We start from the raw sequence: 20,340 nt of genomic DNA on the forward strand, positions 1-20,340 counted from the left end.
GTGTTAAAATGGTGGGATTTTTAACTGACGTAGGTAATTATAGATCTTTAAATGAAGATTATCTAGATTATTTTATAACAGATGATTATAGTGCTTTTGTAATTGCTGATGGAATGGGTGGCCACAATGCTGGTGAGGTTGCTAGTAAAATGGCAGTGGATAATATATTAAAATTCATCAAAGAAAACATAGATAAATATCCTATGAGTGAAATTATTATTGAAGCTTTTAAAAAAGCTAATAACATTGTTTATGAATATTCATGTAAAAATGCAACTATGAATGGCATGGGCACCACTGTTGCTGCGTGTCTTATAGCTAATAATCTGATACACATTGCAAATGTAGGAGATAGCTCTTGCTTTTTCATAGATGACACCGGCATTCGAAAGATTACAAAGGATCATTCCTTGGTACAACAACTTTTAGATGAAGGTTCTATAACTGAAGAACAAGCCATGCATCATCCTAATAAAAATATAATAACTAGAGCTGTAGGTACTAGTAAAGATTTAGAAGTGGATTTGTATGATTTAAGTAATAACAAATATAAATATATAGTCTTATGTACAGATGGCCTTTCTAATGAAGTGGAAAAAGAGGAGATGTATAAAATAGTTACTTCTTCACAAGATGTTAATGAAGCTTGCAAAGAACTTATTAATTTGGCTAAAGAACGAGGGGGAAAAGATAATATATCTGTATTGATAGTTGGAGGAGAGAGATAATATGATAGGAAAAATACTTGGAGATAGATATGAACTTATTGAAAAAATTGGTGAAGGTGGTATGGCTGAAGTTTATAAGGCAAAATGTCTTAAACTTAACCGATATAATGCTGTTAAAATATTAAAAAAAGAATTCTCCTCTAATAAAGAAATAGTAGAAAAGTTTAAGCGTGAAGCTACAGCTATTGCTAACTTGAGTCATAATAATATTATTGGTGTGTTTGATGTAGGTACACAAGATGGTATTAATTATATAGTTATGGAATATGTTAAAGGAAAAACTTTAAAGCAGATAATAAGAGAGCAGGGCAAGATACCTAGTAATGCTGCTGTAGAAATTGCTGTTCAAATAGCAAAAGCATTGGAGTGTGCTCATAAAAATAACATTATCCATAGGGATGTAAAACCACAAAATATTCTTATTACTGAGGATGGCACTGTAAAGGTATCTGATTTTGGAATAGCAAAGTCAGTAACATCTAGCACCGTAGCTCACACTACCGAGGTGATGGGATCAGCTCATTACTTTTCTCCAGAACAAGCTAAGGGCTCTTACATCGATGAAAGAACAGACATATACTCTCTAGGTATAGTGCTTTATGAAATGGTTACAGGAAGAGTACCTTTCGATGCGGAGAATGCTGTTTCCATAGCATTAAAGCATATACAAGAACCAGTGGTACCACCTAAGAATATTTCACCGGAAATTTCTGATAATCTTAATAATCTTATTTTAAAGGCCATGGAAAAAGAACCTATTAAGAGATATCAAAATTCAAAAGAAATATTAAATGATCTTGTTAAAATTAAAAACAATGTAGACTTTAATGTTGTTAATAATAACTTTGACGAGGATTATACAAGGGTAATGGCTCCAGTTAATGTAAAGAAACCTGCCCAAAATGAGGATTATGAAGATGAAGATGAGGATGATATTAAACCTTCAAAAAAGAAGGTAAAAACCATTATTTTATTTTCTCTAATCGCTGTTTTAGTTATAGCTCTAGGGGCTTTAGCTGCTTCCTTGAAACTTAGAGGTTCTACATCTAAGCAACCTGAAAATGTTAAAATTCCTGAGATTGTAGGACTTAAAAAAGATGAAGCCGAGAAAAAGTTAAAAGAAAATGGATTAAATATGAATATTATGGAAGTGGTTAAAGGGGATCAACCTGAAGATACCATATTAGAAGTTTCACCTGAGGTTGGTATGGAAGTTAAGAGAAACTCCACTGTTAATGTAAAGATAAGCGGTGGCGTGCCAATGCTTAAAACTCCTAAGTTGGTAGACTTTGACATTAATGCTGCAAAACAAATAATTCAGGCTGCACAACTGGAAGTAGGTAACGTTAATTCAGAATATAACGATGATATTGCTAAAGATACAGTAATAAAGCAGTACCCAGAGCCAAACACTGAAATAAAGAAGGGTACTAAGATAGATCTTGTTATAAGCAAAGGAAAGCAGTATGCCTATGCAAAAGTACCTAACGTTATGGGAAAAACCCCAGATGAAGCTAAGACGCTGATAGAAGCAGCTAAACTCACTTTAGGAACAGTAAACAAAAAGGACACTGATAAAAAAGAAGAAGATGGAAAAGTAATATCTCAAAGTATTCCTGAGGGTAAAGAAATAAAAGAAGGAAGTTCTGTAGAGATAACCGTTGGTAAATATAAACCAAAAGAAATTGACGTATCGGACTTAAAAGGTCTAAAATTTAAAGATGCCAAAGATAAGATTAAAAAATACGAAAAAGATTATAAAATAAATTTTGATTACAAGGGGATAAATGGGGAACCTGATAAAGATGCTATAATAGATAAGGTGAGTCCTGAATCTGTGGAGGAAGGTAAAACAGTAGTAATAGAATTTAAATTGCCATAAATATAAAAGTATCGAGTTTTCTCGATACTTTTATATTGCATTAAAACATGAAAAAAGTGTACTATAAAGTATATACTAAATATAACATGGAGGTATTATGCAGGGAATAATCATAAAAGGTATCGGAGGCTTCTATTATATAAAAACAGAGGATGGAGTTATAGAATGTAAAGCTAGGGGTAAATTCAGGTATACAGATGTTACACCTATGGTAGGTGACAAGGTAGATATCCAAATAGAAAAAGGCAAGGGAGTCATTGAAAAAATATTCCCAAGGGATTCAGAGCTTATTAGACCTCAGGTAGCTAATGTTACTCAAGCCTTTGTGGTTTTTGCTATTAAAAACCCAGATTTAAATTTTGAACTTTTAAATAAGTTTCTAATACAGTGTGAGCATAATAATATTGTACCTATGGTATGCTTAAATAAAATTGATTTAAGCAGTGAAACTGAAATAAAAGAAGTAAGTGATATGCTAAGCGGAACAGGTTATCAAATATTGTTGATTAACGCTAAAACTGGAGTGAAGACCGATAGATTAAAAGAGATGTTAGAAGATAATATTACGGTTTTATGCGGTCCTTCGGGTGCTGGTAAATCAACTTTGTTAAATAAGTTACTAGGGAAAGAGTACATGAAAACCGGCAATATAAGCGAAAAGATCGGTAGAGGTAAACATACTACTAGACATAGTGAACTTATAGAGGTTAATAATGGATTAGTGGTGGACACTCCGGGATTTTCTACTTTAGAAATCAATTATATTGAAAAAGATGATCTTAGAAATTACTTTCCTGAGTTCTATGACTATAATGATAAATGCAAATTCCGTGGTTGCTTACATTATAAAGAACCAGGCTGCAAAGTTATAGAAGCAGTAGAGAAAGGCAAAATTAATAAAGCAAGATATGAGTTTTATATAAAATATCTACAAGAAATAAATGAAAGGAGGAATAATAGATGGTAAAAATAGCACCTTCTATTCTTTCCGCTGATTTTTCTCAGCTTGGAAAACACGTAAAAAGACTAGAGCAAGGGGGAGCTGATCTGTTGCATATAGATGTGATGGATGGAAATTTTGTTCCTAATATCTCCTTAGGCTTTCCAGTGATTAAATCTATAAGAGGACTAACAAAATTAGACTTTGACGTGCATCTTATGATAGCAGAACCTTCAAAATATATAGATGAATTTGTTAAAGCAGGGGCTGACTTTATAACGGTACATTATGAGGCTGAAACTCACTTGGATAGGACTATAAACTATATAAAAGGCTTAGGCGTAAAAGCAGGAGTTGCTTTAAATCCTGCCACACCGGTATCACAGCTTAAGTACATACTACCTAGCTTAGATATGGTATTAATAATGTCAGTAAACCCAGGCTTTGGTGGGCAAAAGTATATAGGATATTCTACTGAAAAAATCAGGGAGTTAAAAACTTTAATTGATGAATTAGGTTGTAACACCCTTATAGAAGTAGACGGCGGAATAGATAAATCAAATATTAAAACCATAAAAGAAGCCGGTGCAGATATTATAGTAGCAGGTTCTGCTGTTTTTAAGGATGATGAAATAGAAAAAAATATCACCCAATTAAAAGGAGCTATTTAACATGAAGATTCTTATTATAGGCGGTGGGAAATTACCTAGTGAAAAGCTGCTTAGAAAAGAATATTCACAAAGTGATTATACAATCTGTGCTGATAAAGGTGGAGAATATTTATTAGATATTAATCTAGTTCCTCATATGCTTATTGGAGATTTTGATTCTATTTCAGAGGAATCATTAAAGAAATTTTCAGAAAAAAGAGTTTTGATTCAGAGATATCCTGTGGAAAAAGATTATACAGATACAGAAATATGTGTGATGGAAGCTCTTGAACATAATCCGGACGAAATAGTCATGCTAGGTTGTACAGGAAGCAGACTGGATCACGTTATTGGCAATATAGGACTTTTAAAACGTTGTCTAGACAAGAATGTTAAAGCTTATATTAAAGATGAAAATAACGTGATTTTTCTTATGGATAAACCTGATACCTTTACAGGAGAAAAGGACAAAATAATTTCTCTTCAAGCTTTTACTGAAGAAGTATCAGGATTAAACATATCCGGAGTTAAGTACCCACTGAAAGGTTATAACTTAAAGTCTTGGAGTGCTTATACCGTTTCCAACGTTATGATAAACAAAAAAATTGATATTTCTTTTGAGAAGGGTATTTTAATGGTGATATTTTCTAAAGATTAGAAGCACACTTCATTACTTTCAGGCATATATTATTATATAGTATGGTGAAAATGGTGATTAAACAATGCGCTTAGATAGAAAAACACGGAAAAAAATAGGAATATCCATTGCTGCAATAGGTATAGGAATGCTTCTAGCTGTATTTATGCCATTCTGGGGTTGGATAATAATTGCAGGTGCTGTACTAATATATATAGGATGGAATCTTGCAGAACATAAATAAGTTGCTGGGGAGGGAAGAATGAAGATAATAGCTATTAAACTTCCAAGTTGTATATCTAAAATAATAAAGTTTATTTTTAAAAAATAACATAAATAAAAAATGCAATTGAACTCTTCAATTGCATTTTTTATTTGCTATATTGCTCTTTGAACTTTTCCAGAACGTAAACATCTTGTACAAACATGAACTGTTCTAGGTGTTCCATTAACAACTGCTTTAACTTTCTTTATGTTTGGCACCCAAGTTCTCTTGGATTGACGGTGAGAGTGGCTGTACTGTACTCCAGAAACAACTCCCTTGTTGCATACTTCGCACTTTCTTGACATATTAAAAACACCTCCTTAGACACGGAAGATACCTCTTCATTAAGACAAATTATATTCTATCACAGATTTCATGAAATTTGCAAGTAAAATGTACTCTATTATTTATTAAAAACTGAAAATTACTTCTAAATTATTGAATTAATTATGATATTAATATAGAATAGACTATATGAGTTTATAAGGAGGAATTAGAAATGTTAGGATTTTCTAATGACAACGGCCATATTTCATTCTCGGAAGAGGTTATCGCAAAGATAGTTGGACTTTCTACTATGGAATGTTATGGTGTCGTAGGTATGGTTTCAAAAAGTGCCACTGAAGGTTTGTGGGAATTAATGAGAATTGAAAATTTAAGTAAAGGTGTAAAAGTTAACTTTAAAAATAATGAATTATATATAAATCTTTATGTTATGGTAGAATACGGTACTAAGATATCTGTTATAGCAAACAATATAATTCAAAAAGTTAGATATAATGTTGAAAATTACACTGGACTTAAGGTATCAACTATTACAGTGAATGTTCAAGCAGTGAGAGTCTAGGAGGTTTAATATGGAATACTTAAAGATAAATGGTGAACAATTCTACAATATGGTTGTTCACGCTAGCAATAAGCTAGAGCAGCAAAAAGAATATGTCAACTCACTGAATGTCTTTCCAGTTCCCGATGGTGACACTGGTACAAATATGTCAATGACATTTAGGGCAGCAGTAAAAGAATTGGAAAATAAAGGAATAGAATCTGTAGGTGAAGCTTCCAAAAAGTTAGCTAAGGGCGCTTTAATGGGTGCTCGTGGTAATTCTGGTGTTATACTTTCGCAAATATTAAGAGGTATTTCTAAGGGGTTAGAAGGAAAAGATGAAGCGGATTCAGTAGAATTTGCCTACGCTTTATCTGAAGGCGCTAAGTCAGCTTATAAAGCAGTTATGAGACCAACTGAAGGTACAATATTAACAGTGGTAAGAGGAGCTGCAGAAAGCGCTGTTGCTTCCACTAAAACTAATGTAACTGAACTTATGGAAGAAGTATGTACTCAAGCAAAAATAGTCTTAGATAAAACTCCTGAGATGTTACCTGCTTTAAAGAAAGCTAAAGTCGTGGACTCTGGTGGTATGGGACTACTTATTATAATGCAAGGATTTTATGAAGCTTTAAACAAAGATATTAAAGCTACCATAGAAGAATACCATAAATCTGCTGAAAATGTTTCTGCCGCTAATAACTTAGTAGATCATGAAATTAAATATGGTTATTGTACAGAATTTATCGTTTTAGGAGATAGTTCAAAAGCTGATGAATTTAAAAATGAAATAAATGAATTTGGTGACTCTATGATAGTGGTAGGTTATGAAGATGTGATTAAAGTTCATATTCATACCAATGACCCAGGACTTGTACTTTCAAAAGCTGTACAACTGGGAGAATTATCAAAGATAAAAATCGATAACATGCGTGAAGAACATAGAAGTCTGATAGTAAGTGAAAATTCTTATGCTCATGAAGTACATGAGCATACAACAGTAGAAGAAGAGCCGAAAAAATATGGTTTTATTTCTGTAGCTGCTGGTGAAGGAATTAAAAATATATTCTTGGATTTAGGTGTGGATTATGTTATTGAAGGTGGTCAAACAATGAATCCAAGTACACAGGATATAATAGAATGTGTGAGTAAATTAAATGCAGAAAATATTTTTATTCTTCCAAACAATAAAAATATAATAATGGCTGCTTCGCAAGCTGCTGAAATCAGCAATAAAAATCTTATAGTTCTACCAACTAAGACAATACCTCAAGGAATATCATGTTTAACTATGTTTAATCCTGAAGCTGAAGTTGAAGATAACATAGAAGAAATGAAAGATGTTATAGAAACTGTTTCTACAGGTTCAATAACCTATGCAGTACGTGATACAGAAATGGATGGAATTGAAATAAAAGAAGGCAATATTTTAGGACTTTTAGAGGGTAAAATAAAGGAAGTTGGACAGGATGTTTATGAAGTAACAGATAAACTCATAGAGCATATGGTTAATGAGGATTCTTCATTAATTACTCTATTCTATGGTAATGAATGCGATAGAAATAAGGCTGAAGAGCTAAAGAATAGGCTAGAAGATAGATATCCTGATTTGGATATACAAAGCTATGATGGTGAACAACCACTTTATTATTTTATTATTTCTGTAGAGTAAAAAATCGCCTTAGGCGATTTTTTTATTTGGAGGTGAGGATATGAATTTAAATATACAAGTTTCTAATCTAAAAGGAGTAGGACCTAAGACCTCTGAAGCTCTTAATAAATGTGGTATTTATACTCTATTAGATTTACTTCTTTATATCCCTAGAGATTATGAGTTTATAAACCAAGAGTTAGATTTTTCAAATCTTACTATGGAAGAAAAATATGTTGTACATTGTACTGTCATTGGATTAGATAAAGAGCTTCGGGTAAAAAGTGGAAAAATATTAACTTCTGTAGCTTTTCAATATAAAAATTATAAAATATATGGGAAGTGGTTTAATCAACCTTATATAAAAAAGACATTCAAAAAGGATGAAGAGGTTTATTTATTGGGTAAGTTTAAAAAGGTAGGTAATAGCCTAGAAGTAATGAATCCCATAGTTAGCAGAAATATACTTGAAGACAAAGGTATAATAGCTAAATATTCATTACATGATGCAATTAATAATAAAATTATTTCTAAGCTAATGCATCAAGTGCTAGACTCTATTACCATCAATGAAAATCTCCCCCATAGGGTTATGGAAAAGTATAATTTAATATCTCTTGATAAAGCTATTAGAAATATTCATTTTCCCCAGGATACTGAAACCCTTACTAAAGCCATTAATAGATTAAAGTTTCAGGAGCTATTTTCTTATTCTCTGAAACTACTTATGATTAAGAATCATTTAAAAAACAATAAAAAGGGTATACCATTTATAATGAGTAAAGAACTGTCACTGTTTAAAGATATGCTTCCCTTTAATCTTACTAAGGCTCAAACTAGAGTGGTGAGAGAATTGTTAATTGATCAAAAAAAGAATTATCCTATGAACAGATTAGTGCAAGGGGATGTGGGTAGTGGCAAAACCATAGTAGCCCTTATTGCATCTCTTAATGTTTATTTTAATGGTTATCAAGTAGCCTTTATGGCACCCACAGAAATATTAGCAGAACAACATTATAAGGAAGCAAAAAAGCTCTTTCAAATATTTAATATGAATATTTATCTTTTAACTGGAAGTACAAAGCTTTCAGATAAAAGCCTTATAAAAGAGGCACTAAAAAGTGGTGAACCAGCTATAGTAATTGGTACCCACGCATTAATTGAAGATGATGTTATGTTTTCTAATTTAGGGTTAATAATTACAGATGAACAGCATAGGTTTGGTGTAAATCAAAGAGGTAAACTTATTAATAAAAATGAGGAAGCAGATGTGCTTGTAATGACGGCTACCCCCATTCCTAGAACTTTAGCATTATACCTTTATAATGATTTAGATATATCTGTAATAGATGAATTACCACCAGGAAGAAAAAAGATAGATACCCTTTTTTATGATTTAAATCACAGATTTAATGCTTATGATATTGCGCTAAAAGAAATCAATAAAGGAAGGCAGGCATATATCGTTTGTCCACTAATAGAAGATAATGAAAAGCTAGAGCTTATTTCAGTGGAAACTTTATATGAAGAGTTAAAAGAGAAATATTTTAAAGAATGGAATATAGAAATTCTTCATGGGAAAATGCATTCAAAAGAGAAAGAAAGCATAATGGGTAGATTTAAAGAAAATATCACTCAGGTTTTAATTTCCACCACTGTAATTGAGGTGGGGGTAAATGTTCCTAATGCTAGTGTAATGATAATTGAAAATGCAGAAAGATTTGGATTGTCTCAACTTCATCAATTAAGAGGTAGGGTTGGTAGAGGAGAATATAAATCTTACTGTATACTTCTGGCTAATGCAAAGAACAATATAACCAAAAAGAGAATGGAAATATTGACACAAAGTAATGACGGTTTCTTTATATCCGAACAAGATATGAAAATAAGAGGTACAGGTGTAATTTTTGGCACTAGACAACATGGTGACAGCGGTTTTATGATTGCCGACATATTAAATGATTCAAGCATACTAAAAGCAGCAAATATAGAAGCTCAAGAGATTTATAATTCCACTGCCTTGGAAGATATTAAAATAAGAAAAGAAATATTGGAAAATCTAGAAGTAAGCTCTAAATACATCTGTTTTAATTGATTCACAAAAAATTGTAAACTTCGATAATATATGCTAAAATTTTAATTATATAATAAGGAGACTTCAAATGAGAATAATTTCAGGAAAAGCAAAAGGTAGAAAGTTATTTTCTCCTCCTACTAGTGAAACAAGACCTACACTAGATAGGGTAAAGGAATCAATGTTTAGTATTATACAAGGATATATTCCAGAAGCCATAGTTCTAGATATGTTTTCTGGTACAGGTAGTTTAGGATTAGAAGCAGCTAGTCGTGGTGCTAAAGAATGTCATCTTATAGATAAAAGTCCCATCACCTATCCTTATTTAAAACAAAACATAGAACATTTAAAATTTAATGATATTTGTTTTAGTTACAATATAGATGCATATACTGCTTTAAAAAAATTCGCAGAAAGCAAAAAGCTTTTTGATTTAATATTTATAGACCCTCCTTATCTAAAGGATATGATACCTGGTGCAATTGATTATATTTATAATAATAACCTCTTAAATAAAGAAGGGATTATTGTAACCAAGATTGATTCTTCTGAAAATATCTATGAAGGATTTAATGATTTAGCGCTGTGTGATAAAAGAAAATACGGTAACACTACTGTTTGCTTTTATAAATATAAGGAGGATTAATAATGAAGATAGCAGTTTATCCTGGGAGCTTTGATCCTTTAACCAACGGACACCTGGATATTATTGAAAGAAGTTCAAAGATTTTTGATGAAGTGATAGTTTCAGTATTGATAAATATAGATAAAAATACCCTTTTTACCACTGAAGAGAGAGTAGAACTTATAAAAAAAGTAGTGGAGCCATACAAAAATGTTAAAGTAGAAAGTTTTGATGGATTGTTAATTGACTATGTTAAACAGAAAAATTCAAATGTAATAATTAAAGGCCTAAGGGCACTTTCAGATTTTGACTACGAATTTCAAATGGCATTAATGAATCACAAATTAGATTCCAACATTGAAACAGTATTTATGATGACAAACGCTAAGTATTCTTATGTTAGTTCATCTTCAATTAAGCAGGTAGCCAAGTTTGGCGGTTGTTTAAAAGACCTTGTTCCAGATATAATAATACCAAGTTTAACAAATAAGTTTAGAGGTGATTAGTATGGAGATTATGCAGCTTTTAGAATATCTTCAGGATATAGTTGAATCTGCACCAAAGGTTCCTATAACAGGAAAAGTGCTGGTAGATAAAAAAGAGCTTACTGAAATTTTAGACCAAATATTTAACTATCTACCTGATGATATTAAAAAGGCCCAGTGGATTGTAGGAGAAAAAGAAAGAATCATGGCTGAGGCAAAAAAAGAATATGAGACAGTAAAAAAAGATACCATGGACATGCTAAAAAAGCAAGTTGAAAACCATGATATCACTAAGGAAGCTCAAATTAAGGGACAAGAAATAATCAGTGCTGCCCAAAGAGACGCCAAAGCTATTAGGTTAGGGGCAAGGGACTATGCCGATGAGATTTTATGCCAACTAGAAAAAGAGTTAGACAGTAAAACTCAAGAAATTATAAATTGCATTAAAGTCAATGTGGAAAAAATGGCAATAGAGCTTACAGATGATATGTCCAACTCTGCTCAAGATATAAGAGAAAATATTAAAGAATTAAGATCTATCAAATAATGTTCTCAAGGTATAAATAAACAAACTCAATATTAGTAATATCATAAAAGGAATTATGAATATTTTGCTTGTAGCCATGGCATTATTAAATACTGATAGGGTATCCAAATTAATTGTGCATATAAAATAAGTTATTATAAAGCTTATTATTCCTTGTAATAACTTTCTATAAAAATACTTGCCCATGGAAAAGCAACTGTGTTTATAAGTAAAAGAATGAACTTGAGCTATTATGGAAGCACCGCTGAAGCTGCATAGAAAACTGGCTAAACTTAATTTCATTACTATATTAATTTTAGTTGTTGACAGTAGATAGCAGCCATTTGTTATTTCTGTCATACCTAAAAATAATGAGTTTAATATCTCTGTATTTACTTTCAATAAACTAGATAAGAATAAAATAAATGAATTAAATACATAGTTGTTTTTTAATACAGAGATAATTACAGAAAATATGATAACAAAACCTGCAACATTTATGCAGGTTTTTGTTGCGTCTTCCAATGAATTCTTTAAAGCAGAACCAAAATTATAAGTGGTATCTTTAGAATTTCCAATATTAATGCTTTTGCTTTTAGAAGGAGAAATTATTAAAGACATAATAAAGCATGATATATAATTTGCAAATAGCATTAAATACCCCCAGTATGTATTACCGAACATCGAGGTGGCTACAGATCCTATTATAAATAATGGTCCTGTGTTAGAAGCTATATTTAATAGCCTTGTATATTCTTCTTCTTGAATAAAACCATCCTCATACAGCTTGGTGCTATACTTTGCCCCTAGTGGATACCCACAAAGTATGCTAATGGTTAAAGCAAGGCTGCATTGATTAGAAAGCCTTAAGGGTGTACATAAAAAAGGGCCTAATATTTTTGAATAAACTACAATGCCGTCATAGAAAATAAGCATATTACAAACTACTAAGAATGGAAATAAAGTAGGAAATACCGAGTTTATAAAAATTACCAATCCCGATTTAGCAGATTGAATGGAAACCTTGGGATTTAGTAGGAAGTAAATTATAATTAATGTAAATATTACCGAGAATAATAAATTAAAGCGTTTAAATCTTACTAAAAGGAACATAACTAAAATAATTATAAATAAATAAACATAAATAAGCATTTGGGCCCCCAGATTAATTATATTTATTTAATTATATTTTAAATTAACATTATTTATCACCTGAGGTTTATTACTGTGTGAAGTTATACATACTTTGGACTCTTTAGAAAATCTTCTGAGGGGTCTATATTAGCATTTAATATACTGTAGGCTTTAGTAGTTTTTATATCCAATTCCAGCATATCACTTATTTTTTTAGGCATTTTATTTACAATTTCCATGGAAGAAGTATTCTTTATATCCTTTATAATTTCTCTTCCTCTGTGATTAAAAGCAAGTATTCTAACATATGAAGGTTCACTTTTTCTAAGACTCTTAATATCATATTCTTCAAAGCCTAAAAAGTATTGGCATAGTATTCTGTTAATGCGGGTGTAGGTATATCTTTTGGTTTTAGATTTTAAAATTAACTCCTGTATACTTTTACTATTACTAATGGCACTATAGATACGATTATCTAAGCCTTCAGACACATCAGGAAGCTTATGCAAATCTCTGTTTAACATAAGTTTATATTTTAAATAAGGAAACATGGAATCTTCAAAAATAAATTTATAATTATTACCGTTTAATTTAATTAATTCTTGAAAGGTACTTTCAGGAACATAATCTTTTATTGAGTATATATCCTTTGACCTTAAAGCATTCCTTATGGCAGTAGCACTAGCAAAATTTGAAGTAAGGGTAGTTTCATTATAGTTATCTCCCATCCTAGTTAATGTAATAGGTTTAATCTTACTATTATTTTTATATAGAGCCTTGCAGTATTCTAAAGCCAATATATTATTAGAGGATTGAAGTAAAGATGTCAATTTACTTGAAGAAGCTAAGCTTGAATCCTTTAAACTTATATAATCCTTTAAGCTTTCAGCTCTGGCTTTAGCAAAGGGGATGCCTCTATTAAGATATGTCTTTAAGCTTTCTTTATATTCCATAGGCTCCTCACTAAGGATAATGGCCAATTTTTCTATTAATGCAATGTCCCCACTTTCACTTCCAAAAGAAACATAATCCACTACCCCCATGCTGTCTAAAATATCTATAGCACCTTTAGCAAAAAACTCTGCTGATGATACACTAAAAATAGAGGGGAGTTCTATCACTAGGTCGGCTCCAGACTTTATAGCTATTTCAGCTCTTTTCCATTTATCCATTAAAGCTGGAATTCCTCTTTGCATGAAATTACCACTCATTAGGCAAACTATACCATGGCAATTAGTGTATTCTCTAGTATGATTAATATGATATACATGACCTTTGTGTAATGGGTTATATTCGCAAATAATTGCAGCATTTTTCATAATTATCACCTTTTACATAATATTTTAAGATATAAAATATTATATATTAAAATATGAATTTATTCATTCTTTATAATTATATAATGTTCAGAAAATTTAAATAAATCATGTAGCTGTTGTTTTTATGTTTTTAATGTTGAAAAGTATATGATATAAGGAGTATATTAATATATGTAAACAACTGTGCTTTTGAAAGGAGTTTTGAACATGGAGCTTATGAAAAATATTTGGGAAGCAGCTCAAAGAGATAGAAAGAGAATTGTACTTCCTGAAGGTGAAGAGGAGAGAAATCTTGTTGCTTCACAAAAAATAAAGGAAAATGGCTTAGCAGATGTTACTCTTGTAGGTAACTTAGAGGTAATTAAAAGAAAAGCCACTGACCTAAAAGTAAACTTAGATGGTATTAACATCGTAGATCCTGAAACCTCAGATAAAATTAATAGTTACGTTCAAGAATTTTATGAAATGAGAAAGAATAAAGGAATGACTATAGAAAAGGCTGAAAAAATAGTTAGAGATCCTTTATATTATGGTACAATGATGGTAAAGCTTGGTGATGCTGATGGAATGGTATCTGGAGCTATACATACTACTGGAGATTTACTAAGACCAGGCTTACAAATAATTAAAACAGCACCTGGGGTATCTGTGGTTTCCAGTTTCTTCATTATGGTGGTACCTGGTTCTGAATATGGTGATGAGGGAATGCTTCTTTTCTCTGATTGTGCTGTTAATCCTAATCCTACTGCTGAGCAATTAGCTTCTATAGCTATAGCTACTGCAGAAACAGCAAAAAACCTATTTGGAATGTCTCCAAAGGTTGCAATGTTATCCTTCTCCACTATGGGTAGTGCTGATCACGAATTAGTGGATAAAGTAAGAAAGGCAACAGAACTTGCTAAAGAGCTAAGACCTGACCTTTCTATTGATGGAGAAATGCAATTAGATGCTGCTATAGTAAGCAAAGTAGCTAAACAAAAGGCGCCTAATAGTGAAGTGGCAGGAAATGCTAACGTATTAATTTTTCCAGATCTTCAAGCAGGAAACATTGGCTACAAGTTAGTTCAGAGATTTGCTAAAGCTGAAGCTATCGGTCCTGTATGTCAAGGGTTTGCAAAGCCAATTAACGATTTATCAAGAGGATGTTCAGCTGAAGATATCGTTAATGTAGTAGCTATCACAGCAGTTCAAGCCCAGAATATTTAGACTATTATATTAAAGGAGTGTTAAATATGAAAGTACTTGTAATAAACTGTGGAAGTTCATCACTTAAGTATCAATTAATCAATATGGATAACGAATCCGTTTTGGCAAAGGGATTAGTTGAGAGAATAGGTATAGAGGGTTCAATACTTACTCAAAAGGTAGAAGGAAGAGATAAGTATATAATTCAACAACCAATGAAAGACCATAAAGATGCTATAAAATTAGTATTAAATGCTTTAGTAGATAAAGTTAATGGCGTTATAAATGATATGTCAGAAATATCTGCTGTAGGACATAGAGTTGTTCATGGTGGAGAGAAATATGCTAGTTCAGTATTAATAGATGACGTAGTAATGAAATCTTTAGAAGAATGCGTAAAATTAGCACCATTACATAACCCTCCAAACATTATAGGTATAAATGCTTGTAAAGAATTAATGCCAAGCACACCTATGGTAGCTGTTTTTGATACAGCCTTCCATCAAACTATGCCAGAAGAAGCATATATGTATGCATTGCCTTATGATTATTACACCGATTATGGTATAAGAAAGTATGGATTTCACGGAACATCACATAAGTATGTAGCTTCTAAAGCTGCTGAAGCTATGGGTAAGGATATTAAAGATTTAAATATTATAACTTGCCATTTAGGAAATGGTTCCAGCGTTACAGCTATTAAAGGTGGAGTATCAATAGATACAAGCATGGGCTTTACACCATTAGAAGGCTTAGCAATGGGTACTAGAAGTGGAAATATCGACCCTGCTATAGTGTCATTCCTTGTTAAAGAACTAAATGTATCAGTTGAAGAAGTTAGTGATATATTAAATAAAAAATCAGGTGTATTAGGTATTTCTGGTGTAAGCAGTGACTTTAGAGACATTGAAGATGCTGCAGCAGAAGGTAATAAAAGAGCTCAACTAGCTTTAGACCTATTTAACTATAAAGTTAAACAATATGTTGGTGCTTATGCTGCAACCCTGGGTGGAGTAGATTGTATCGTATTTACAGCTGGTTTAGGAGAAAATTCACCTGAAACTAGAGAAGCTATATGCCATGGACTAGAGTTTTTAGGTGCTAAGCTGGATACTGCAAAAAATAAGGTTAGAGGAAAGCTTACTCAAATCAATACTGATGATTCTAAGGTTTGTATATTCACTATTCCAACAGATGAAGAAATGATGATTGCAAAAGATACCATGGAAATTGTTTCTCATAAATAACAAAATTCTTGACTTTTAAAATACTACTCTATATAATAAATTGTGTTTGTAAAGTAATTTTACTTGCAAGGGGTGAAAAGTGAGCTCTTGTATAATACTATAATGGAACTTTCATTATATTATTTCTATATAAGGGTATTCACAAAGTTAAATATATGAAAATTGAATTTAACGATTTGTTTAAAAGAAAAAACTTCACTAAAGATCTTGAAGGTACTTTCACAATGGAATCTTTCCTTTATGAAGGAGATGAAATAGTATTTAAATCTCCTGTAAAGGCTAAAGGTAAAGCATCTGTTCTTGAGGATATAATTCAACTTGATATGGAGGTAAGCGCAGTTATTGAGCTTACCTGCACAAGATGCTTAGATAGATATACTTCAAATATTAATTTAAATATTTTTGAAGAATATACTAATGATTCACAAAAGGAAAATGAAGATATTATTTTTATAACTGAAGAGTATTTAGACATAAAAAAGGTTATAACAGATAATATTTTATTGTCCCTTCCCATTAAAAAGTTATGCAGCAATGACTGCAAAGGGCTATGCCAAAACTGCGGGGCAAATCTTAATAGAAATACTTGTAATTGCCCACAGGAAGATGTTGACATTCGAATGGCAAAGCTTAAAAACTTGTTTTTATCTGATTAAGGAGGTGTTATAAATGGGAAATCCAGCAAGAAGATTCTCTAAAGCTAGAAGAGATTCTAGAAGAGCTCAAACTTTTAAATTAAGCGCACCTGGTATTGTTGAATGTCCACAGTGTCATGAAATGAAGCTTGCTCACAGAGTATGCAAAAGTTGTGGATATTACAAAGGTAAAGAAGTAGTTGCGTCAGAAAAATAAAGAAAGTCATATGACTTTCTTTTCTTTATATTATAGTAAAAGGAGAGTTATTTATGAGGATAGCTATTGATGGTATGGGAGGAGATCACTCACCTAATTCTGTAGTTCAAGGTTGTATAATGGCTCTAAAAGAGTTTAAGGATATAGAAATCATTATTACAGGCAAGGAAGACACTATACTTAAAGAACTTTCTAAATGTGACTATGATAAAACCAAAATATCTGTAGAAAATGCTGAAGAAGTAATTTCTCCTAACGAACATCCTGTTATGGCTGTTAGAAGAAAGAAAAACTCCACTATAACCACAGCTGTAAGGCTTGTAAAGGAAGGTAAAGCAGATGCTGTTATTTCAGCTGGAAGCACGGGAGCATTTCTAACAGCCTCCTTGCTTATATTAGGCAGAATGAAAGGCATTGATAGACCTGCTCTAGCGCCTTTAATGCCAGGAGTTAATGGCAACTTTATAGTAGTAGACTCTGGAGCTAATGCAGAATGCAAGCCTAAGAATTTATTACAATTTGCAGTTATGGGTAAAAATTATTTCGAGAATGTTTTAGAAATAGAAAATCCAAGGGTTGGTCTTATTAATATAGGTGCAGAAGAAGAAAAAGGTAATGAACTTACTAAAGCTTCTTATAAGCTATTGTCAGATTCCAATGTTAATTTTATTGGCAATGTTGAACCTAGAGATATAACTAGCGGTGATGTACAAATTCTTGTGTGTGACGGGTTTGTAGGCAACACTGTTTTAAAGATGTATGAAGGCGTTGCTTCTAATATTTTTTCTATAATAAAAAAAGAAATAATGTCTAACACCATAAGCAAATTAGGTGGTATTCTCTTAAAACCTGTTTTTAAGAATATAAAGAAAAAGTTTGACTATAAGGAACACGGTGGAGCTCCTTTTTTGGGAGTGGATGGGATATGCATAAAAGCACATGGAAGTTCAGACGCTTTGGCTATTAAAAATGCTATTAGACAAGCTAAGAAGTTCTATGATAATGATTTAATAAATAAAATGAAACATGAAGTGGAATATTTAGATTCTGATAATTAATAAAAAATGCATGAAATTTTTTAAAAAGCAGATAATTATTACATCAGATAATATTGACGGATATTTCATTTCTGTATATTATCTTAATATAGTATTGTAGGGGAGGTGAAAGGGATGGTTTTTGAAAAAGTTAAATCTATAGTAGCTGATAAGTTAAGTGTTGATGAAGAAAGCATTACTATGGAATCAGCCTTCGTTGAGGATTTAGGTGCTGATTCTCTTGATATTGTTGAATTAATAATGTCTTTGGAAGATGAATTTGAACTTGAAATTCCTGATGAAGAAGCTGAGGGTATTATAACAGTAGGGGATGTAGTTGAATATATAAAGTCACATACTGAAGAGTAATAATAAGTCCCGTTCTTACGGGGCTTTAATTATATTAAATAAACAAGTTTATTCTTGAATCTACTTATAAGCAGGTTGAAGAATAGACTTCCAGGAGTTGATTAATTAATAAATGAACAACAATATTAATTCATTAGAAAACAGATTAGGTATAAAGTTTTCCAATAAACCCCTACTAATAACGGCCATAACACATAGTTCCTATGCCAATCAATATAAAAATGTACAATTTAATGAAAGGTTAGAGTTTCTAGGGGACTCTGTGCTTCAGCTTACTATAACTGAGTATCTATTTTCCTATTATAAAGATAAATCTGAAGGGGAGTTAACAAAGTTACGAGCTCTTATTGTATGTGAAAGTTCATTATATGACGTTGCTAAAAAGCTAGATCTTGGAAGCTATATCAGGATGAGTAAAGGTGAAGAGTTAACAGGTGGTAGAGAGAGAATATCTTTACTTGCTGACAGCATGGAAGCTGTACTGGCTGCTATTTACCTAGATAAAGGTCTTGATACCGTTAAAAATTTTATTACTAATAACTTTATTGATATTATAGAGAAAGCCATAAATAATGAAATTGTCTTAGATTATAAAACAAAACTTCAGGAAATCCTTCAAAAACAAGGAGATGTAAATATTAAATATGATCTTATGAAGTACGAAGGCCCTCCTCATAGAAGGAAATTCTATACGGCGGTTTTAATAGAAAATAAAATTATGGGAGAAGGTTCTGGCTTTAGCAAAAAAGAGTCCGAACAAAGCGCCGCAAGAAAGGCATTATCACTATTGGAGGAAGTCAATGTCTAAAAACCATTATATAATACCTGTTTTTGTACCACATCTTGGTTGTCCTCATAATTGTGTTTTTTGTAATCAAAATATAATTGCTTCAAAGGAGGAACAAGTAACCGCTGAAAGTTCCAGAAAAATAATTGAGGAATATTTAAAAACCATAAATAAATCTAATAGCACCATTGAAGTTTCTTTTTTTGGAGGAACCTTCACAGCAATAGATATATACAAACAAAAAGAACTCTTAGCAGTGGCTAAAGAATATAAGGATAAAGGATATATAGATTATATTCGCCTTTCCACCAGACCGGATTATATAAATAAAGACATATTAGCTCATTTAAAAAGTTTTTCTGTGGATATTATAGAGTTAGGAGTACAATCTTTAGATGATGAAGTATTGATGAGATCCGGAAGAGGTCATACTAGAAATGATGTTTATCTAGCTTCTAAGCTAATAAAAGACACAGGTTTTGTTCTAGGACACCAAATAATGTTGGGTCTGCCAGGAGATACTTTTGAAAAAGATATTAAAACTGTTATGGAAAGCATAAGCATGGATCCTGATATTTGCAGAATATATCCCGCTTTAGTAATTAAAGATACTCCTATGGAAATAATGTATAGGAAAGAATTATATAAACCTTATACATTGGATGAAGCTGTAGAGATTACTAAGAAGATTTATTCTTTATATCACTCTAAGAATATACCCATTATCAGAGTAGGATTACAGCCAACAGACAGTATAAATGTCAACGGAGATATAATCTCAGGTCCATTTCACCCTGCCTTTAGAGAATTAGTTGAAAGTAGTATAATAAACGATTTATTGTATGATTATTTAAAAGATAAAAAAGGCCAATATACAATTTTAATTAATTCTAAGGATATTTCAAAACTTTATTCTGACAAAAAGAGATATTTTTTAGAAACTAAAAATAAACTAAAAGATATATTTCTACACATAAAGATAGAAAATGATACTCCTAAAGGGGTTATTAAATTAATTTCTCAGGATGATTGTATAATTTTGTCGATTTATGAATATATGTTAACTATAGCACATAGAAGGATATTTTAAACTTTCATAGAATTATATTCCTATAAGTAAA

Annotated in this window: 23 protein-coding genes; 20 read left to right on the plus strand and 3 right to left on the minus strand. The window is 31.5% G+C overall.

All coding sequences use genetic code 11. From position 1 onward, the window contains the following. Window positions 1-8: 8 nt before the first annotated feature. From BUA82_RS03855 to BUA82_RS20595, 6 genes are all read left to right on the plus strand, one after another. Window positions 9-728 carry a Stp1/IreP family PP2C-type Ser/Thr phosphatase gene (locus tag BUA82_RS03855; RefSeq protein WP_073004819.1) on the plus strand — a complete coding sequence of 240 codons (720 nt, stop codon included), beginning with the start codon at window positions 9-11 and terminating at the stop codon, window positions 726-728. 1 nt (window position 729) lies between these two features. Next, window positions 730-2,610, plus strand: coding sequence for a Stk1 family PASTA domain-containing Ser/Thr kinase (gene pknB, locus BUA82_RS03860; protein ID WP_073004820.1), 1,881 nt, complete (start codon window positions 730-732; stop codon window positions 2,608-2,610). A gap of 97 nt (window positions 2,611-2,707) precedes the next feature. Next, window positions 2,708-3,577, plus strand: a complete 870-nt coding sequence (gene rsgA / locus BUA82_RS03865; protein WP_073004822.1) for a ribosome small subunit-dependent GTPase A — start codon at window positions 2,708-2,710, stop codon at window positions 3,575-3,577. Next, on the plus strand, window positions 3,571-4,221 hold the full coding sequence (gene rpe / locus BUA82_RS03870) for a ribulose-phosphate 3-epimerase (RefSeq protein ID WP_073004824.1): 651 nt from the start codon (window positions 3,571-3,573) through the stop codon (window positions 4,219-4,221). Before rsgA ends, rpe begins: the two co-directional genes overlap by 7 nt. Window position 4,222: 1 nt before the next feature. Further along, window positions 4,223-4,858, plus strand: coding sequence for a thiamine diphosphokinase (locus BUA82_RS03875; RefSeq protein WP_073004827.1), 636 nt, complete (start codon window positions 4,223-4,225; stop codon window positions 4,856-4,858). Between the two features lie 64 nt (window positions 4,859-4,922). Next, on the plus strand, window positions 4,923-5,081 hold the full coding sequence (locus tag BUA82_RS20595) for a hypothetical protein (RefSeq protein ID WP_178140679.1): 159 nt from the start codon (window positions 4,923-4,925) through the stop codon (window positions 5,079-5,081). Window positions 5,082-5,215: 134 nt separating this feature from the next. Here the strand turns inward: BUA82_RS20595 and rpmB are convergent, their stop codons facing one another. Then, on the minus strand, window positions 5,216-5,407 hold the full coding sequence (gene rpmB / locus BUA82_RS03880; protein WP_073004829.1) for a 50S ribosomal protein L28: 192 nt from the start codon (window positions 5,405-5,407) through the stop codon (window positions 5,216-5,218). 194 nt (window positions 5,408-5,601) lie between these two features. On the opposite strand from rpmB, the gene BUA82_RS03885 reads away from it, so the two are divergent. The 6 genes from BUA82_RS03885 to BUA82_RS03910 all read left to right on the plus strand — a co-directional run bounded on the left by BUA82_RS03885 (window position 5,602) and on the right by BUA82_RS03910 (window position 11,310). Continuing rightward, entirely contained in the window at window positions 5,602-5,949 is a 348-nt protein-coding gene (locus BUA82_RS03885) for an Asp23/Gls24 family envelope stress response protein (RefSeq protein WP_073004831.1), read from the plus strand. A 10-nt stretch (window positions 5,950-5,959) separates the two neighbouring features. Beyond that, window positions 5,960-7,600: a DAK2 domain-containing protein gene (locus tag BUA82_RS03890; protein WP_073004833.1), complete on the plus strand. Its 1,641-nt coding sequence runs from the start codon at window positions 5,960-5,962 to the stop codon at window positions 7,598-7,600. A gap of 40 nt (window positions 7,601-7,640) precedes the next feature. Further along, on the plus strand, window positions 7,641-9,674 hold the full coding sequence (gene recG, locus BUA82_RS03895) for an ATP-dependent DNA helicase RecG (RefSeq protein WP_073004835.1): 2,034 nt from the start codon (window positions 7,641-7,643) through the stop codon (window positions 9,672-9,674). Window positions 9,675-9,741: 67 nt separating this feature from the next. Then, entirely contained in the window at window positions 9,742-10,299 is a 558-nt protein-coding gene (rsmD, locus tag BUA82_RS03900) for a 16S rRNA (guanine(966)-N(2))-methyltransferase RsmD (RefSeq protein ID WP_073004837.1), read from the plus strand. Between the two features lie 2 nt (window positions 10,300-10,301). After that, window positions 10,302-10,784 carry a pantetheine-phosphate adenylyltransferase gene (gene coaD / locus BUA82_RS03905; protein ID WP_073004839.1) on the plus strand — a complete coding sequence of 161 codons (483 nt, stop codon included), beginning with the start codon at window positions 10,302-10,304 and terminating at the stop codon, window positions 10,782-10,784. Between the two features lies 1 nt (window position 10,785). Next, the gene (locus tag BUA82_RS03910) at window positions 10,786-11,310 is read left to right on the plus strand and encodes an ATPase (RefSeq protein WP_073004841.1); all 525 of its coding nucleotides are present in this window, start codon (window positions 10,786-10,788) and stop codon (window positions 11,308-11,310) included. Here BUA82_RS03910 and ylbJ read toward each other — a convergent pair. Further along, a complete protein-coding gene (gene ylbJ / locus BUA82_RS03915; protein ID WP_073004843.1) occupies window positions 11,293-12,441 on the minus strand; it encodes a sporulation integral membrane protein YlbJ in 1,149 nt (382 codons plus the stop codon). The genes BUA82_RS03910 and ylbJ overlap by 18 nt on opposite strands. Before the next feature lie 83 nt (window positions 12,442-12,524). Continuing rightward, complete coding sequence (locus tag BUA82_RS03920) at window positions 12,525-13,742, minus strand: nucleotidyltransferase (RefSeq protein WP_073004845.1); 1,218 nt, start codon at window positions 13,740-13,742, stop codon at window positions 12,525-12,527. 207 nt (window positions 13,743-13,949) lie between these two features. Between BUA82_RS03920 and pta the strand changes: the two genes are divergently transcribed. The 8 genes from pta (at window position 13,950) to BUA82_RS03960 (ending at window position 20,309) form a co-directional block, all read left to right on the plus strand. After that, on the plus strand, window positions 13,950-14,948 hold the full coding sequence (gene pta, locus BUA82_RS03925) for a phosphate acetyltransferase (protein WP_073004847.1): 999 nt from the start codon (window positions 13,950-13,952) through the stop codon (window positions 14,946-14,948). Window positions 14,949-14,974: 26 nt separating this feature from the next. After that, window positions 14,975-16,174 (plus strand): acetate/propionate family kinase, encoded by a 1,200-nt coding sequence (locus tag BUA82_RS03930; protein WP_073004849.1) that lies wholly within the window; start codon window positions 14,975-14,977, stop codon window positions 16,172-16,174. Window positions 16,175-16,329: 155 nt separating this feature from the next. Next, a complete protein-coding gene (locus BUA82_RS03935) occupies window positions 16,330-16,830 on the plus strand; it encodes a YceD family protein (protein WP_073004851.1) in 501 nt (166 codons plus the stop codon). A gap of 13 nt (window positions 16,831-16,843) precedes the next feature. Further along, a complete protein-coding gene (rpmF, locus tag BUA82_RS03940) occupies window positions 16,844-17,026 on the plus strand; it encodes a 50S ribosomal protein L32 (RefSeq protein ID WP_073004853.1) in 183 nt (60 codons plus the stop codon). 53 nt (window positions 17,027-17,079) lie between these two features. Beyond that, window positions 17,080-18,084, plus strand: a complete 1,005-nt coding sequence (plsX, locus tag BUA82_RS03945) for a phosphate acyltransferase PlsX (protein WP_073004855.1) — start codon at window positions 17,080-17,082, stop codon at window positions 18,082-18,084. 114 nt (window positions 18,085-18,198) lie between these two features. Next, window positions 18,199-18,432, plus strand: a complete 234-nt coding sequence (gene acpP / locus BUA82_RS03950) for an acyl carrier protein (protein ID WP_073004859.1) — start codon at window positions 18,199-18,201, stop codon at window positions 18,430-18,432. Between the two features lie 112 nt (window positions 18,433-18,544). After that, window positions 18,545-19,240: a ribonuclease III gene (gene rnc / locus BUA82_RS03955; protein ID WP_073004861.1), complete on the plus strand. Its 696-nt coding sequence runs from the start codon at window positions 18,545-18,547 to the stop codon at window positions 19,238-19,240. Beyond that, complete coding sequence (locus tag BUA82_RS03960) at window positions 19,233-20,309, plus strand: elongator complex protein 3 (protein ID WP_073004863.1); 1,077 nt, start codon at window positions 19,233-19,235, stop codon at window positions 20,307-20,309. The genes rnc and BUA82_RS03960 overlap by 8 nt, the downstream gene beginning before the upstream one ends. Window positions 20,310-20,340: the final 31 nt, after the last annotated feature.

The organism is Clostridium amylolyticum (genome assembly GCF_900142075.1).
Lineage (GTDB): Bacteria > Bacillota > Clostridia > Clostridiales > Clostridiaceae > Clostridium_AA > Clostridium_AA amylolyticum.